Below are 16805 nucleotides of genomic sequence, written 5' to 3' on the forward strand. Positions count from 1 at the left end.
AATCACCCCTTGTTACTTTGTTACAAGATTGTTAATGAACATAAAATCAACAGAGGGAAAAGTAAATGCTTTTTTCTCGAATTTGTGAATCACTTCACAGAATTGTGTGAAAATAATGCAAAATTCACGAAAATACTGAATAAATAGCGATATTTTTTAGTTTTTGAAGAAAATAGAAAAGCAAATTTGAGAAGAATCGCCTGATTCTTCTCAGAAAGATGTTAATAAGATATTACTCGATACCAATAATCTTATGAGTTTGAAGGCTTAACTGCCATTTAGGTTTAGTAGCACGAAGATTTAATTGACCTAATTGAGTGATAGTTTCTAATAAATTCATTTTGCCATCATGCCCATTAAGCATATGTGCCATATCAAAAATGAATTCTTTTGCAATTTTAAACATTTGCTAGTCCTTTTTCTGTTGAATTTTGAACATAGGAGTTAATTATGGATTATGATTATCAAAAAGGCTTTGAAGAAGGTTATAGAATGATTATGGGGGCATCCGCATTGCTATCTCTAGCCCCTATTCAACCATTAACACCACTTGGAAGCACTCCATTTAGAGAGGGATTAAAAGCTGGTATAAATTTAGCTAAAAGAAATAACCAACAGTCATTTAATAACATTTTTAAGTAATTTTAAGAGAAAAGATGGCATTAATAGGCTTCGCTAGAGTATCAACTCAACAGCAGGATTTGAGTGAACAGATTCAAGCATTAAAAGAATACGGCTGCAAAAAAATTTTCTCAGGGAAACATTCCGGTAAAGCTGAGAAAAATAAAGCACAATTGGATGAACTACTGGATTATGTTCGAGAGGGTGATGTTGTTGCAGTAACTAAGCTTGATCGCTTAGGAAGGAGCCTTGCTCAGTGTTTGAATACACTTGAACTATTTAAGAATAAAAATATTGGCTTTGTTGCAATTCAACAAGGAATAGATACTCGAACCCAAAACAATCCTATGGGGATGGCACTAATTCAATTGTTAGGTATTTTTGCTGAATTGGAAAGGAGTTTTATTGTTGAGCGTACTCAGGAAGGGAAGCGAACAAAACTTGCTTCGGGTCATAAAAATGCTTTAGGCGGCCGTCCACCGAAAGTAACAGATAAAATACGCAAAAAGATTTATGCGGATTTTAAAGCTGGTGATTCTATTTCAACAGTAATGAAACGATATGATTTATCTAAATCAACGGTGGCAAGAATAAAAGGTATTTATAATAGGGAAATACTTAATTGTAGAGAAAAAGCCTAATAATTTTGAATTATTAGGCTTCTTATATAATTAATTCTTCATTTTATCGTAGTGTTCAATAGCTGCTTCAAGAACTCTAGCCAATCCTTGTCGTTCAGGGCCATTTCGGCCATCAATTCCTGCTCCACCTGGACGCTCAAATTTAGAGAAATCATAAAAAGTTCTTACAATTTCTTCTAATAAGTTAGCTCTATTAAGAGGGGTATCGTTTTCAGTATTTCTTAACCATTCTTCAATAATTTTCTTTATATCCTAAAAAAGTTCCCTTAGCCTGCACAACAAGATAATTTCGAAATATCTTTATCGAACGTAAGTGCAACTAATTTTAGCCCTTCAGCCATTGTTAAATATGGTGCTAGGGTTTCTGTTAAATCTTCTATCGTTAAGCCAAATTTAACAGCTAATGATGCTGCATAGATGACATCTCCTGCATTTTCAGATACAATATGAACCCCTAATACTTTTAGTGTTTCTGCATCTGCTACTAGTTTAAATACACCGGTTGTTTCACGGTTTACAATTGCTCTTGGAACAGCATCTAAAGGTAATACAGATGTCTTCACATCATACCCTTTCTCTTTTGCTTGTTCTTCTGTTAAACCAACCGTTGCAACCGTCGGATTCGTAAACGTAACAGCAGGAACTACCGATAAATCTATTTTTTTGTTTAATCCACCAATAGCATTATCAGTAATAATTCCACCTTCATAGGCTGCTACATATACAAATTGTGGTCCTAAAGTCACATCTCCTGCTGCATAAATCTTTTCATTACTTGTTTGACCAAAATCATTGATCAGGATTTCATTATTTTTTCCAGTTTCAACACCTGCTGCACTTAAATTTAAAGAATCCGTATTTGGTTTTCTTCCAGTGGCAACAAGTAACTGATCTGATTCAATGACTTCTCTACTGCCATTTACTGTTACGTAAACCCTTTTTATCTCTCCACTTTGTTCAACACGCTCAAAAGTTGCCCCTTTGACAAGGTTTATACCCTGTTCAATTAACGCTTTTTCAACTGACTCTGAAATCTCAGGATCATACTCCTTTAAAAGTCGCTCACTTCTTTGCATAAGCGTTATTTCTGAACCTAAATGATGAAATAGTTGTCCAAGCTCCATTCCAATGTATCCTGAACCAATTACAGTTAATCGTTTTGGTATTTTCTTTAACTCAAGAAGTGTTGTACTAGTTAAATAGTCCATTTTTTCAAGTCCTGAAATTTGGGGCAACGAAGGCGATGCACCTGTTGCAATTAAAAAGCGTTTTGCAGATAACTTTGCCCCATTGACCTCAACCGTACTAGCATCAACGAATTTTGCTTCACCTTTAATTAAATCAAAATTATATTCATCAATTAAATCCATATATTTTTGATTCCGAAGTTCGCTCACCAATTTATCCTTTTGCGTGATTAAACTAGCTAAATCCACTTCTCCAGCGGATGTTTGTAAACCTATAAACGGATTGTCTTTTGATAAATGATTGATTTCCCCTGCCCTAAGAAGAGTTTTTGACGGAACACAGCCAATATTCACACAGGTTCCCCCAACCGTTCCACGCTCAATCATTCCAACTTTTGCACCGTATTCTATAGCTTTAATTGCCGAAGAAAAGGCAGCAGCACCAGAACCAATAATAAGAAGGTCATAATTGTCTTCATTAATTAACGCCACGTTTTCTAGTGATGATACTTCTTCAATTTCTCCGGCTTGGTAATTTGCTTCATCAATCGCCTTTATTGCACTTTCAACCTCAATATCATCGGGCAGTTCAAATACTGCTTCACCACGACGATAACTAGACTCAATATTTTTAGCACCTATCTTTTCAAGTGCTGATTCTACGTGTTTTTCACAACCCGTACAGGTCATTCCTGAAATGTTTACCTTAAATTTATTCATAAAAAAGCTCCTTTCGTTAATTAATCTCTCATGTTAATGTTTCTATTATTGGACACGAATGTAATTGCTTTTCAGCTGGACATCGTTGTTTTAAGTCGTCTAACATAGTTTCAATTCGTTTTAAATCCTCTATTTGTTTTTGCACTTCCTTTTGTTTTTTAGAAACAAATTCGAACATATCTTGACAACGAACTTCATCTTTATCTACAACACCAAGTAATTTATAAATCTCGCTTAAAGAGAAACCAAGTTCCTGTATTCGTTTAATAAACCCAACACGCTTAACGTCATCATATGAATATATCCGATAACCAGCTTCCGTTCGGTGAGGTTCTTGTAATAAATTTTTTCGCTCGTAATATCTGATCGTTTCTTTATTAACTCCACATTTATCTGCAAACTCACTAATGCGATAAATCATCTTATTTCACCCCCTGAATATTATAAACCATGTACCATAGTACACGGTCAAGTAAATTGGACTATTTTATTTTTTTTCCAAAGTATCACTCGTATGTGATTGATACTTTTATATAATACTATTGATTATCCTAACATCCCACCAGAAAATCCAATTTAAACACCAGTTGTTTTTAAACTATTAAGTATTCGTTAAGCCCTTTTTCTAGCTCAATTGCATGACGTTGTCCGTATTGAAAGGTCACTACTTCGACATTTTCTTTGCCGAATTCTGCGATGACCTGAAATAGGCAAGTTGTGGAGTCTTGGCCGCCTGAAAAAATCACAAGGGCTTTTTATTTTGTTGCATAAACATCCTTAGTTTTGTTTTCTCGTCAAATATTGACTAACCGTGGGAAAGTTTCGAACCACGGAAAATGAAGAGAAAATAAGCGGTCAAATTTCTTGGGGCAGATCATCATGATAACGGGGATTTTTTTGGACGTTTTATTGTTGCACTTGTTCCAAGCTATGTTTGATTGCGTCAGGAATTGAGCCACCGTGGTTTTTATTGGGAATGGAAATAAACGCCACGGAATTTCCTTGTTTGGTTAATATTTCCGCCAGTTGATGCGCATTGATTGTTCGCATTTGTTTCCGTTGATTAATACGCTGTAATTGCTCTTCAGTGATATTCGGATCCTGTTCAGGATGTTCTTCATAAGAGCCTAATGTAATCAGAATATGTGATGGTTTTTGGCTAATCCATGGCTCATTTTGAGGCAAAAATGAACCATTCCCCCACCAAAGAGAAGGGCTTGCCAATGTGTAATGTTGAAATAAATCCGGTTGATGGAAGAGCACGTATAATCCAAACAACCCACCAAAAGAATGGCCAAAGAAATATTGTTTTTCCTTATTGATATCGAAATGCTGTTCAATATAAGGCTTTACATCTTGTTGAATAAAACGTAGAAAATCAGCGGCTTTCCCTCCTTTGGCAAATTCAGCGCCTTCTACTGGAAAAGTGTAATCTCTCATTCGTTCCTCAATGACGTAAGCTTTATCAGATACATAACCGATACCGACAATAAGAGGAAGCGGTTTATGAGGATTGACAGCATTCACTGCTATTGGAAATTGTGCATTGCCATCCAATGTGTAAAGTGCGGTCAGTTTTTGCGATGTTTTTGGTGGAACTGCAATAAACAAACGATAATGCTTGCCTTCAAAAGTAAAATCTTTTTCTTGAATTTGATACATTTTTTTCATGCTTTCTTGAATAGGAGGAATCTTAAAGTCGGGTTCTGCTTGCGTGCTTTGCGTAAATATCAGCAGGAAAAATAAAAAGGGTAAACGCAGAAATGAGAACATGGTTATCCGGTCTTAATTTGAGAATGGTTATCACTATATAGTAAAAGTAAAGGTGAAATCAACCGCACTTCATCTTGGCTCCCAAAAACACCCTAAAAATAGGTAGAAATTTTCAATGAATGTTCAAAAATTTGATCTAGTTAACATTTTTTTTCTGGCAATTCCCCTACAATATCTGCAGGAAAACTTTTAAACTTTAATCAAGAGGTGAACTATGACTGACATTAAAAATGTAATTAAAGAACTTGAAGCCATTGGTATTCATGATGTAAAAGAAGTGGTTTATAACCCAAGCTATGAACAACTTTTTGAAGAAGAAACCAAACCTGGCTTAGAAGGCTTTGAAAAAGGTACACTTACCACAACTGGAGCGGTGGCTGTTGATACTGGGATCTTTACCGGTCGTTCGCCGAAAGATAAATACATCGTTTTAGATGATACCACAAAAGATACTGTGTGGTGGACTTCTGATGTGGCGAAAAACGATAACAAACCAATGACTCAAGAAACTTGGTCAAGCTTGAAAGGTCTTGTGACTAAACAACTTTCTGGTAAACGTTTATTCGTGGTTGATGGTTTCTGTGGCGCAAGTGAACAAGACCGTATCGCAGTACGTATTGTGACTGAAGTAGCATGGCAAGCACACTTTGTGAAAAATATGTTCATTCGTCCTACAGAAGAACAATTAAAAACCTTTAAACCTGATTTCGTGGTAATGAATGGTTCTAAATGCACCAACCCGAACTGGAAAGAACAAGGTTTGAACTCTGAAAACTTCGTTGCATTCAACTTAACTGAGCGTATCCAATTAATCGGTGGTACTTGGTACGGCGGCGAAATGAAGAAAGGTATGTTCTCAATGATGAACTACTTCCTACCACTTAAAGGTGTAGGTGCAATGCACTGTTCTGCTAACGTAGGTAAAGACGGTGATGTAGCAATCTTCTTCGGTTTATCAGGTACAGGTAAAACCACACTTTCTACCGATCCAAAACGTGAATTAATTGGTGACGATGAGCACGGTTGGGATGATGTAGGTATCTTCAACTTTGAAGGTGGTTGTTACGCGAAAACTATCCATCTTTCTGAAGAAAATGAGCCAGATATCTACCGTGCAATCCGTCGTGATGCATTATTAGAAAACGTGGTGGTTCGTGCAGATGGTTCAGTTGATTTCGATGATGGTTCTAAAACAGAAAATACTCGTGTGTCTTACCCAATTTATCACATTGATAATATTGTTAAACCAGTATCTCGTGCAGGTCACGCAACGAAAGTAATTTTCTTAACTGCGGATGCATTCGGTGTGTTACCTCCAGTGTCTAAATTGACACCAGAGCAAACCAAATACTACTTCTTATCTGGTTTCACTGCTAAATTAGCTGGTACAGAGCGTGGTATTACTGAGCCAACTCCAACTTTCTCAGCATGTTTCGGTGCAGCGTTCTTAACTCTCCACCCAACACAATATGCTCAAGTATTAGTCAAACGTATGCAAGCTGCTGGTGCAGAAGCGTATTTAGTTAATACTGGTTGGAACGGTACGGGTAAACGTATCTCAATTAAAGATACTCGTGGTATTATCGATGCAATCTTAGATGGTTCTATAGAAAAAGCTGAAATGGGTGAGTTACCAATCTTTAACTTAGCGATTCCAAAAGCATTACCTGGTGTAGATCCTGCGATCCTAGACCCTCGTGATACTTATGCTGATAAAGCTCAATGGCAAGCTAAAGCTGAAGATCTTGCAGGTCGTTTCGTGAAAAACTTCGAAAAATATGCGACTAATGCAGAAGGTAAAGCACTTATCGCAGCGGGTCCAAAAGCTTAATTAGATAAACAGTATCTAATTAAACATCTCTAAAAATAGCCGCACTTTGGTTTTTAAATCAAAGTGCGGTTTTCTTTTAAACATTCAGTGCATTTTTTGCCGCAGTGTAGTTTTAGTTTTTGGTTTCAGTGGAGGCTAATGCGCCACCAAGCCATCCATTTGGATTATCAGGGAATTGCTTTTGCAATTGGGAATAGAATGCAACGGCACGGTCGTATTGTTTTTCATTTCGAGCGGCTTTGCCTAAATTTTCCAGTTCATTTTGGGAAAATTGCGCTGGTGCGCAGCTTTCGCAAAGTGAAAGTACTTTAGCGGATTGATTCGTCCTCAGATAGAGTGTAATTAAATCATCGCGCACTTTCACATCGTGCGTCCCCTTAAATAAGGCCTCAAGTTTTGGAATAGCTTGATTTAATTGGGCCTCTCCTTGACGAGAGAAAATGATGATATTTTCTCGTTCGGTATCAATAGAGGAATTTTGGGCATAGGCAAGCTGTACTACTGAGGTGCTGATACCTACTAATAGCACTGCCTTAAAGACATGGGATAGAGACTTCATATTAACTTCTACTATGTTTAATTATAATTATTTATTGTGGACTCCATATTTATGACAATGTAAGGAAAGTATAAGTTTCGTAAAGTGGTCCGACCTCAAGTTGAGCTATAAAAAGTATTAGTTATGTATAACATCGAGTGTTTTAGGTGAAAAAATAGGCATTTTAGTAAAATAAAACGCCTATTTGATATTTAGAGAAGTGATTGAAAGTTATTTCAAAATAAACATCGGTGTGTTACTGATAGGATCACGATAAATGATGACATCCAAATCAAACACATCCTTCAGCAACTCTTCGGTCATCACTTCATCGGGCGTACCTTGTGCCATCACGGCACCTTTTTTCATCACGACTAAATAATCGCAATAGCGGCAGGCTTGGTTGAGATCATGCAACACCGTAATCACGGTTTTACCGTTTTGTTGCATTTGTCGCATCATGCCCATGAGTTCAGCTTGGCGGTTTAAATCTAGATAAGTAGTCGGCTCATCGAGTAGCACTAATTCAGCATCTTGCGCAAGTGTCATAGCTAAAAATACCCGTTGTTGCTGACCACCAGATAAATCGGAAACTAACTGTTCGGCGAGTTCGGCAGTTTGTGTTTGCGCCATCGCCCAATTAACCAATTCTTCATCTTTTTGGCTAAGTTTGCCCCAAAGATTTAAGTAAGGCGAACGTCCGTAGGCGATCAATTCGCGCACTTTAATCCCTTCGGGTACCAAGTGTTGCTGCGGGAGAAAAGCCAATTCTTGGGCATATTCTTTAGGGGTTTTTTGCCAAATGTCCTTGCCTTTATGGGTGATTGAGCCTTGCTTTGGTTTGAGCAAGCGAGCTACCGCTTTTAATGTGGTGGACTTACAGCAACCATTTGGGCCGATTAATGCAATCACTTTATTTTTCGGGAATTTTAGCGACAGATTTTTAACCACGAGTTTATCTTGATAACCTAAAGATAAATTATTGATTTCAATGCTCATTATTTAGTTCTCATCAATAAGTAGAAGAAATATGGCGCACCAATAATTGCAGTCAGAATGCCCGCTGGTAATTCAGTTGGTGGGTCAATCACCCGCGCCAAAATATCCGAAAGTTGTAATAAGAGGGCGCCAATAATCAAGGCTGCCGGTAATAGGGTGCGATGTCTGCCGCCGACTAAACGACGGGCAAGATGCGGAGCAACCAAGCCTAAAAAGGCAATCGGACCACAAATTGCCACGGCTGTAGTGGAAAGAGCTACCGCTAACACTAAAACGCTAATTTGCACTTTATTTACGGTTACGCCCAAGGTGGAGGCTTTGTTTTCACCTAAACCAAGGGTGTCGAGATCGCGACAGAAAATAAATGGCAAGGGCAGCAATACCACTAACCATGGTAATACCACATTTAAATAAGACCAGCTGCGTCCCCATAGACTGCCTGTGAGCCATAACATCGCGGTATTGATCTCGACTGGATTAGTAAGCATCAGATAATGACTGATGGCTGCCCACAATGCGGATAGTGCGACCCCAATGATTGCCATTTTGATAGGGCGGAAGTTAAAACCGCATACGATCCATAAAATGACAAAAGAGAGCACGCCGCCTAAAAAGGCAAAAATTGGCATCCAGTAAAATGCCAAGTTTGGCAAGAACATCAATACTGAAACAGCAACCAACCCAGCCGCGTTGTTAATCCCTAAAATATCGGGAGAGGCAAGTGGATTACGTACCACGCTTTGCACTAACACACCAGAAATTGCTAAGGCTCCGCCTAATAAAATCGCTAACACTGCACGGGGTAGGCGATATTCCATCAAGGTAAAATAGTTTTTATCGTCAGGCTGAAAGGCCGCCCAAATTTCCTCAAAGGAAAGCGTATAAGTGCCAAGGCGAATACTCAACCCAAAGAGTAGTAACATCAGACTAAGCGTGATGACATAAAAGCCGATAGCGCGAAAAGATACATGAGAGGTTCGCATTAGTGTCTTCCTCTGGCAAATAATACAAAGACTGGGGCACCGATTAAGGCAAGTACCGCACCAGCAGGCACTTCGCTAGGGAAGTTGACCGCGCGGGCAATGGTATCTGCAGCCAGCATTAAAATTGCGCCGAGTAACATCGCCATAGGGAGCGATTTTCGCAAGTCATAACCAATCCAATAGCGAGCAAGATGGGGCACGAGTAAGCCAATAAAGGCCACGGGGCCGGCAACACTTACGCTTGAACCTACAATCAATAACGCCATGATGTTTGCGTACCAACGTAAACGGAAGAGATTGATGCCTAGTGAACGAGCGGATTCATCGCTTAAATTGAGTAAATTCAAACGGCTGGCAAAAAACAGGCAGAAAAGTGCGGTCAAAATAAAGAACGGAAATAACGTCAATAATTCATTCCAACGGGCATGTGCAATGCCACCAGCTAGCCAACTCATAATACCGAAGGCATGATCTTCCGCGATAATCAGCACCAATTTCGTGAGCGCTGCACACAGTAGTGATACAGCAATCCCCGCTAAAATCACCCGGCTACGATCCCCACTGTTGTCTTTCCATCCGTTGCTGATCAGCATCACCACAAACCAACTCAGACCGCCACCGATACTAGCCACTAAAGCAATGCTATAACCAGAAAGAATCAAGGGGCTAAACGCACTGGCGGTTACCATGGCAAGACTGGCTCCTGAGTTCACGCTAAGTAGTGTAGGTGAGGCCAGTGGATTGCGCGTAATGGTTTGTAATAAGGCCCCCGCCACCGCAAGATTGGCACCTAAAATCATGCCAACTAATGCGCGCGGTAAGCGTAAATCGGTTACCGTAATTTTGGCCATTTCATCGCCATCGGGGAGGAACGCTTGTAAAGCTGCAAGCGGTCGAATTTCGATGGGATAATACAAAAACAGGCTTCCCCATAATAGGAAAGCCAGAATGATAAGGGGGAGTCCCCAACGGAAAGTGGACTTCATCATTATTTTTGTTTCACGAAACCTTCAATTTGTTTTGCCATAATTTTGCTCGCTTCTAAGCCACGACCACGAGCCCACATGTCGGCATCAACGCTGTAAACCTGGTTCGCTTTTACGGCAGGAATGGCTTTCCACAGTGGCTCAGCTTCCCATTTACGCGCAATACTTTCATCACGATAATGGGCGATGAACAAGTATTCCGGTTTTTCCATTACTAATTGTTCAAGGTTGATTTCTACGAAAGCTTGATCACTATTGAGTTTAGTTGGGGCAAAACCTAATGTCGTTAAGAAACTACCCACATAGCCATTCGCATTTTGGATATTAAATTTATCTTCTCGGGAAGTACCAAATGAGGCTTTTTTGCCTTGTACACCTAGATTTTTTGCAATGTTGGCAATGTAATCATTATGTTCATTGATCTTCGCTTTCATTTCAGCGCTTTTACCCACTAAATCACCAATTTTCTGCGCAGTTTCAAGATTTTCTTGATAACTTTCATGACGGGAATCAAACATCACCGTTGGTGCAATTTTTTTCAATTCTTCAAATACTGCAGTATGGCGAGATGGATCGGCAATAATTAAATCGGGTTTGAGAGATGCAATCACTTCAAGACTCGGTTGAGAACGCGTGCCAACGGATTGCCATGCAGCAATTTTTTCGCGCACTTGCGGCAAAATACGATCGACTTTGTTGTCGTCAGCCACACCCACTGGGCTAACACCGACTTGGGCTAAAGCATCCACAAAAGAATATTCCAATGCCACAACACGGCTTGGGGTTTTATCAAGGGTAAATTCACCTTTCGCATCTTTAATCGTCACGGCGCTAGCAAATGCAGATGCCATTAACAATGCGGAAGCTAAAGTAGTTTTGAATAATTTTTTCATGTTGTGTCCTCAATAATAAAAAGCATTTGGATTATACATTCAAACAATGTTATTGAGAATAGTTGTATTTTAGCTATTTGGTCGGATTTCTCTATTTTGCCCGCATTCTAGCAAGCAAGTTGACAGCGATAATGATGACTAATGAACCAATCCAGAAATTCAGACTAGGTACGTTATCCCAGAAGAGCCAGTCACAGATGCTGGAGAAAATCACGCCAGTAAAAGCAAAAGGCGTAATGACATTTGCAGGCGCGTATTTAAAGGCGCGAGTCAATAACAATTGGAAAATAAGACCGAATCCGCCCACTAAAAGTAGCAGAGTAAATCCATGTAATGTTGGCATTTTCCACTGCGTGATGAAAAAGAGTGGCAATAAAATCGAGCCTAATAAGTGAAAGTAAAACACGATATTTTTAGGTGAGTTATGTTTATTGAGCTCTTGTAAGCTGATAAATGCCATGGCTGCTAGCACAGCAGCACCTAACGCATAGCCTACATGGATAGGGTTGATATTCATTGATCCGTTGGTCAGCATAATGATGGATACACCGATAAAACCCATAAAACTACAAGCTAATACTTTTAATGGTGTTCTGACTTTAAAGAAAAACAGCAATAAAGGCACAAAAAGTGAGGACGTATTCATCAATAAAGTCGCAATGGAAATTGGTAAATATTTAATCGCGTAAAAGGTTAACAACATACTGGCAATGCCGGCGAGATTACGCAAAACGAGAAACTTCCATTGCGACATATCAACTTTGAAATCTCCATCTTTAATTAAAAAAGGCAGGAGAAACACAAAACCAATAAAAAAACGGGAAAATAAAATTTCACTGGACGGTAATTCATCAGAGGCGTATTTTACAAATACGCCCATTAAGGCAATGCTGATGTAAGCTAACACCATACAAACAACAGCTTTTTGATAATTATTGCGGATATGTATGTTTGGCATAAGGGTTCCTTGCATAAAGTGCGGTAAAAAATTGCCTTATTTTGTAAGAAAATGGGTTTCTCTTCGTCTAATGAAATGTAGGCTGAAGATATTTTCTATAATAAGGAAAGAAAATGAAATATACAAAAACATTTCTCATATTGACCGCACTTTTTGGCGGTTTGCAAAGTAGTTTAACGTATGCTGATCACACAGAATCATCAAAGGAGCAAAAAATGACAATGGAAAGTAAACAAGAACATCAAATTATTTATCTTGCTGGTGGTTGTTTTTGGGGACTAGAAGCTTATATGGAACGCATTCAAGGCGTGACCGATGCCGTTTCTGGCTATGCCAATGGAAAAGGCGATACCACTAACTACCAATTATTGCACGCGACAGATCATGCTGAAACCGTGAAAGTGACTTACGATCCAAACAAAATTTCGCTAGATAAATTGTTGCAATATTATTTCCGTGTTATCGATCCAACCAGTATTAACAAGCAAGGCAATGATCGTGGCAGACAGTATCGCACCGGCATTTATTATCAAAATGAACAAGATAAAGCGGTTATTGAGGCAGCATTGAAAACCTTACAAAGCAAATATCAAGAACCGATTCAAATTGAAGTGGAACCGCTGAAAAATTATGTAGAGGCGGAAGAGTATCATCAGGATTATCTCAAGAAAAACCCGAATGGCTATTGTCATATCGACATCAAAAAAGCCGATGAGCCATTAATTGATGATAAAAAATACCCCAAACCAAGTGATACAGAATTAAAGCAAAAATTGACCGCACTTCAATATGATGTGACGCAAGGCAAACATACAGAACGTTCTTTTAGTAACGAATATTGGGATAATTTCGCGCCTGGTATTTATGTGGATATCACCACGGGAGAACCGTTATTTTCTTCCAAAGATAAGTTTGAATCCGGTTGTGGTTGGCCAAGTTTTACCAAACCGATTGCCGCTGAAGTGGCGGAGTATCAAAGAGATAATAGCTTTAATATGACTCGTGTTGAGGTGTTAAGTCGCAGTGGTCATGCCCATTTAGGCCATGTGTTTGATGATGGTCCGCGTGATAAAGGTGGTTTGCGTTATTGCATTAACAGCGCATCGATTAAGTTTATTCCATTAGATGAAATGGAAAAACAAGGCTATGGCGATTTGATTCCCTTTGTGAAATAAGAGGAAAAAATGAAAAAAATATTGACCGTACTTTTATTGTTTTTGAGTCCATTGAGTTTTGCACAAGAGAAGGTGTCTTTGGCGGATATCCCCTTGAAGACGTTGGATAATCAAACCGTCTCTTTATCACAATATCAAGGCAAGCCACTGTATATCAAAATGTGGGCATCTTGGTGTCCAATTTGCTTAGCAGGCTTAGCGGAAATTGATGATCTTAGTGCAGAAAAAAATCTTGATTTTAATGTGATTACGATTACCTCACCTGGACAAAAGAACGAACAAAATAGCCCCAAATTTATCAATTGGTATAAAGGCTTGGACTATAAAAATATCACTGTATTATTGGATGAAAAGGGGGAAATTATTAAACGAGCCAATGTATTAGGCTATCCGTTTAATTTGCTGTTGGATAAGGATTTAAATCTTATCAAAGCACAGCCAGGTCATTTGAATTCAGATCAAATTAAACAATTTGTGAAGGAATAAAAAAAGTGCGGTCATTTGATCTGCACCCCAAAACCTGGACACCTAATTTGAGGTGCAGATTATGTCCTACTCTTATCAATTTCGTTTGAAAATTATCAAACTCGTCACTGAACAGAATTATGGTATCCGTGAGGTGGCTAAACTTCATAAAATTTCCCATGCTCTCGTCATTTATTGGCTAAAAGCATTTCGAGAAAGAGGGCTTGATGGCATAAAATCGCCTTATACAAACCTTCAAACCCCGAAAATAGTGAAGCCAAAGATGAAAAAGAAAGACATTGAAATTCCAGAAACCACAGACTTTTCACCTAAAGCGTTTAAAAAGCTGCAGCGAGAGCTCGCCTTGGCTCGAGCGGAGATTGCTTATCTAAAGGAGTTGGAGGCGCTCGACCGTCAAAAGCAGCGACAGAAAAAAGAAAAATTATTGAAAGATTGAAGCCAAACCACGCATTAAATGATTTACTTCATGTGGCTAAAATGCCTCATTCAAGCTTTTACTATAAAGAGATTAAGCGAAATTATCACGAAGCTAAAGAAGCTATTTTATCGCTGTATAAAAAGAACAGAAAACGAGATGGTTATCGCCCCATGACGTTTAAATTACGCCAAATGGGTTTTAATTTGAATCATAAGACGGTGTTAAAGTTGATGAACGAGTTAGGTATTCATTCCATTTTACGCAAAAAAAGACATGGAAAACGTGGAAAAACATCGCATATTGCCCCGAATTTGCTGAATCGTGATTTTACAGCAACGGCACTCAATCAAAAATGGGTAACAGATGTAACGGAATTTCATGTTGGGCAAGAAAAGCTTTATTTTTCACCGTTAATGGACTTGGCTAACCGAGAAATTATTGCCTATAACTTTTCAACACGCCCCAAATTTTCATTGGTGAAAAAGATGTTAGAACAAGGACTTAGTCGAATTAAACCGATAGAATGCCCGATTATTCATAGCGACCAAGGTGTATTGTATGGCACGGCGGAATGGGTGAAAATGTTGGAAGGTAAAGCGGTTCAAAGTATGAGCCGCCGAGGAAATTGCTACGATAATGCGGTGATTGAAAGCTTTTTTGCAATATTAAAATCAGAGTGCTTTTACTCACGGACTTATCATTCAATTGCTGAATTACAGGCTGAAATTGAAGAATATTTAGTGTATTACAACCAAAAACGAATTAAACTTGGTTTAAAAGGATTGAGCCCAGTGCAATACCGAGCTCAATATTTAAGTTAACTAACCTGTCCAACTTTTGGGGGGCAGATCATATTTTTTATTTTATCGCTGCTATGAATAAATTTGCTTTTCCCTTTCTTCTTACTCTTTTTTCATCAAATGTTTGGGCTGATGATATCACCCAATCGCTCCAACAATCTAAACAGCAATTCTCTGAGCTACAGAGCCAAAATCAACAACGTTGGTTAGAACAACATCAATTCCAATCTACTTCTCAAGCGGTTGAAAATGGCGATTTCTCGCAAATTTGTTTAGATTATCAAGGTGTGAAATTTAAAGGAATAACGCTTATTGATCCAATGCCTTTTGCACCTAAATCGAGCGAATGTTTGAATGAAGCTCGTCTTAATCAGCTGAGCCAACAACTTACTCAAGCCTATGTGAGAAAAGGCTACATTCACAACCCTTTTCAGTTTGAAGACGATCAATCAGGCGTTTTAACCCTGCATGTATTTGAGGGCAAAATTGCTGCTATAGAAAGCGATAATAAGCGGTTTAATTTAAGCCAAATTTTGCCAAATGCGATAGGTAAACCACTGAAAGTGCAAGATCTCGACCAAGCACTGGATCAAGCGAATCGCATCACGGGAAACAGCGTTTCTGTTGATGTTTTGCCAGCTAAAAATGGCGAAGTTAAACTGAAATTTACGAACGAACCAATTTCTCGTTTCAATGGTTCAATTGGATTGGATAATTACGCGTCAAGAACCTACGATCGTTGGCAGGTACGTTCCTCTGTTAGCATTAGCACCCCTTTTGGCTTATCAGATACGCTTTATCTAAGCGGTTCGCATACACTAAAATTTCGTCATCAATTTAGCCGCTCGGCATTGCTCTATTATTCCTTACCTTATGGTTATTGGACATTCAGTGGCTTTGTTTCTATTTCCCAATTTAAAACGCCGCTCTCACTTCAGACATTAAGCCTGCAACAAAAAGGGCAAACTCTCCAAACGGGATTAACCGCAGATTATGTTTTCCATCGTGGTTCTAACCATATTTCAACATTTTCAACGCAGATCGAGAAAATTAACAGCAAAAACCGACTGGATGATGTGGTTTTAGATCTTCAAAGTCCTAAATTAACGAGCATTTCTATTGGGCTAAATCATTTGCAGCTGTTTGAAAATGCCACTTTTGTTACTGATTTCCGCTATGAACAGGGGCGAAATAAAGGTGAAAACCAGCCAGAAGATCGTTTTAGCCGTTGGAATTTTGAGCTGAAATTTAACCGCTATCAACCGATTGGTGAACAACTTTTTCGCCATTCTCATCAGCTCACAGCACAATATAGCCGCGATTATTTGCCTTCGATTAAACAAGAAGATTTAACGGGACGAAATAGGGTGAGAGGCTTAAATGATTTGAGCTTATCGGCTGAGAAAAATATTGTTTTACACAACGATATTGCTTGGGTAAAAGCAACCGAATTCGGTACATTTTCGCCTTACGTTGGCATTGATTTTGGCGTACAAAAATCAACACAAGCGAATACTCAGCGAGAACAAGCCTTTGCTTATTCTGTTGGGTTGAATTGGGAGCAGAAAGCCTTTCAAGCTAACCTTGAATGGGCAATGGGGCGATTGTTTTCGAAAACTGATGGTGTCAAACAAGAGCGATTAGTGTTGGGAAGCATCAGCTATAAATTCTAAGCTTATTACACTAATGCACACTTGATTTTTTACTCAATAAATTATTTTTTTGTGAAGCAGATCACATTTTTACTCCATAAATAACTGGTCTAACCTATCCATTTTTGCTTTAATACGAGCATT

At 38.8% G+C, this 16805-nt stretch carries 15 protein-coding genes, 4 pseudogenes and 1 riboswitch; of the genes and pseudogenes, 8 read left to right on the forward strand and 11 right to left on the reverse strand.

Annotated features, from left to right (window positions below; genetic code table 11):
* Window positions 1-232: 232 nt before the first annotated feature.
* Window positions 233-349 (reverse strand): annotated as a pseudogene (locus A9500_RS10480) (radical SAM protein); the annotation flags it as partial.
* 101 nt (window positions 350-450) lie between these two features.
* Between A9500_RS10480 and A9500_RS04760 the strand changes: the two are divergent.
* On the forward strand, window positions 451-642 hold the full coding sequence (locus tag A9500_RS04760; RefSeq protein ID WP_065244088.1) for a hypothetical protein: 192 nt from the start codon (window positions 451-453) through the stop codon (window positions 640-642).
* A gap of 14 nt (window positions 643-656) precedes the next feature.
* Entirely contained in the window at window positions 657-1262 is a 606-nt protein-coding gene (locus tag A9500_RS04765; RefSeq protein WP_005653496.1) for a recombinase family protein, read from the forward strand.
* Window positions 1263-1528: 266 nt separating this feature from the next.
* Here A9500_RS04765 and merA read toward each other — a convergent pair whose 3' ends face one another.
* The 4 genes and pseudogenes from merA to A9500_RS04780 form a co-directional block, all read right to left on the reverse strand.
* Window positions 1529-3169, reverse strand: coding sequence for a mercury(II) reductase (gene merA / locus A9500_RS04770; RefSeq protein WP_001031935.1), 1641 nt, complete (start codon window positions 3167-3169; stop codon window positions 1529-1531).
* A 28-nt stretch (window positions 3170-3197) separates the two neighbouring features.
* Entirely contained in the window at window positions 3198-3590 is a 393-nt protein-coding gene (merR, locus tag A9500_RS04775; RefSeq protein WP_007526597.1) for an Hg(II)-responsive transcriptional regulator, read from the reverse strand.
* A gap of 199 nt (window positions 3591-3789) precedes the next feature.
* Window positions 3790-3915 (reverse strand): annotated as a pseudogene (locus A9500_RS10490) (7-cyano-7-deazaguanine synthase); the annotation flags it as partial.
* A gap of 25 nt (window positions 3916-3940) precedes the next feature.
* Window positions 3941-4006, reverse strand: a riboswitch (PreQ1 riboswitch).
* A gap of 69 nt (window positions 4007-4075) precedes the next feature.
* Window positions 4076-4900, reverse strand: coding sequence for an alpha/beta hydrolase (locus tag A9500_RS04780; protein ID WP_083180323.1), 825 nt, complete (start codon window positions 4898-4900; stop codon window positions 4076-4078).
* A gap of 256 nt (window positions 4901-5156) precedes the next feature.
* Between A9500_RS04780 and pckA the strand changes: the two genes are divergently transcribed.
* Entirely contained in the window at window positions 5157-6773 is a 1617-nt protein-coding gene (pckA, locus tag A9500_RS04785) for a phosphoenolpyruvate carboxykinase (ATP) (RefSeq protein ID WP_049381435.1), read from the forward strand.
* A 115-nt stretch (window positions 6774-6888) separates the two neighbouring features.
* Here the strand turns inward: pckA and A9500_RS04790 are convergent.
* The 6 genes and pseudogenes from A9500_RS04790 to A9500_RS04815 form a co-directional block, all read right to left on the reverse strand.
* A pseudogene (locus A9500_RS04790) lies at window positions 6889-7332 on the reverse strand (poly-beta-1,6 N-acetyl-D-glucosamine export porin PgaA); the annotation flags it as partial.
* Between the two features lie 210 nt (window positions 7333-7542).
* Window positions 7543-8310 carry a Fe(3+) dicitrate ABC transporter ATP-binding protein FecE gene (gene fecE, locus A9500_RS04795; RefSeq protein ID WP_065244091.1) on the reverse strand — a complete coding sequence of 256 codons (768 nt, stop codon included), beginning with the start codon at window positions 8308-8310 and terminating at the stop codon, window positions 7543-7545.
* A complete protein-coding gene (gene fecD, locus A9500_RS04800; protein WP_065244092.1) occupies window positions 8310-9293 on the reverse strand; it encodes a Fe(3+) dicitrate ABC transporter permease subunit FecD in 984 nt (327 codons plus the stop codon). The genes fecE and fecD overlap by 1 nt, the downstream gene beginning before the upstream one ends.
* Window positions 9293-10282 carry an iron-dicitrate ABC transporter permease FecC gene (gene fecC, locus A9500_RS04805; RefSeq protein WP_065244093.1) on the reverse strand — a complete coding sequence of 330 codons (990 nt, stop codon included), beginning with the start codon at window positions 10280-10282 and terminating at the stop codon, window positions 9293-9295. Before fecC ends, fecD begins: the two co-directional genes overlap by 1 nt.
* Window positions 10282-11172, reverse strand: coding sequence for a Fe(3+) dicitrate ABC transporter substrate-binding protein (locus A9500_RS04810; protein ID WP_065244094.1), 891 nt, complete (start codon window positions 11170-11172; stop codon window positions 10282-10284). The genes fecC and A9500_RS04810 overlap by 1 nt, the downstream gene beginning before the upstream one ends.
* A gap of 91 nt (window positions 11173-11263) precedes the next feature.
* Window positions 11264-12130, reverse strand: coding sequence for a DMT family transporter (locus A9500_RS04815; protein ID WP_054420204.1), 867 nt, complete (start codon window positions 12128-12130; stop codon window positions 11264-11266).
* A gap of 113 nt (window positions 12131-12243) precedes the next feature.
* Between A9500_RS04815 and msrAB the strand changes: the two genes are divergently transcribed.
* The 5 genes and pseudogenes from msrAB (at window position 12244) to A9500_RS04840 (ending at window position 16682) form a co-directional block, all read left to right on the forward strand.
* Entirely contained in the window at window positions 12244-13305 is a 1062-nt protein-coding gene (gene msrAB, locus A9500_RS04820; RefSeq protein WP_065244095.1) for a bifunctional peptide-methionine (S)-S-oxide reductase MsrA/peptide-methionine (R)-S-oxide reductase MsrB, read from the forward strand.
* Between the two features lie 9 nt (window positions 13306-13314).
* On the forward strand, window positions 13315-13791 hold the full coding sequence (locus A9500_RS04825; RefSeq protein WP_065244096.1) for a redoxin family protein: 477 nt from the start codon (window positions 13315-13317) through the stop codon (window positions 13789-13791).
* 61 nt (window positions 13792-13852) lie between these two features.
* A complete protein-coding gene (locus A9500_RS04830) occupies window positions 13853-14227 on the forward strand; it encodes a transposase (protein WP_065244097.1) in 375 nt (124 codons plus the stop codon).
* Window positions 14209-15030, forward strand: a pseudogene (locus A9500_RS04835) (IS3 family transposase); the annotation flags it as partial. The gene A9500_RS04830 and the pseudogene A9500_RS04835, both read left to right, overlap by 19 nt.
* Window positions 15031-15083: 53 nt before the next feature.
* A complete protein-coding gene (locus A9500_RS04840; RefSeq protein WP_049363849.1) occupies window positions 15084-16682 on the forward strand; it encodes a ShlB/FhaC/HecB family hemolysin secretion/activation protein in 1599 nt (532 codons plus the stop codon).
* The last annotated feature ends 123 nt before the right edge of the window (window positions 16683-16805 follow it).

This window comes from Haemophilus sp. CCUG 60358 (genome assembly GCF_001679485.1).
GTDB lineage: Bacteria > Pseudomonadota > Gammaproteobacteria > Enterobacterales > Pasteurellaceae > Haemophilus_D.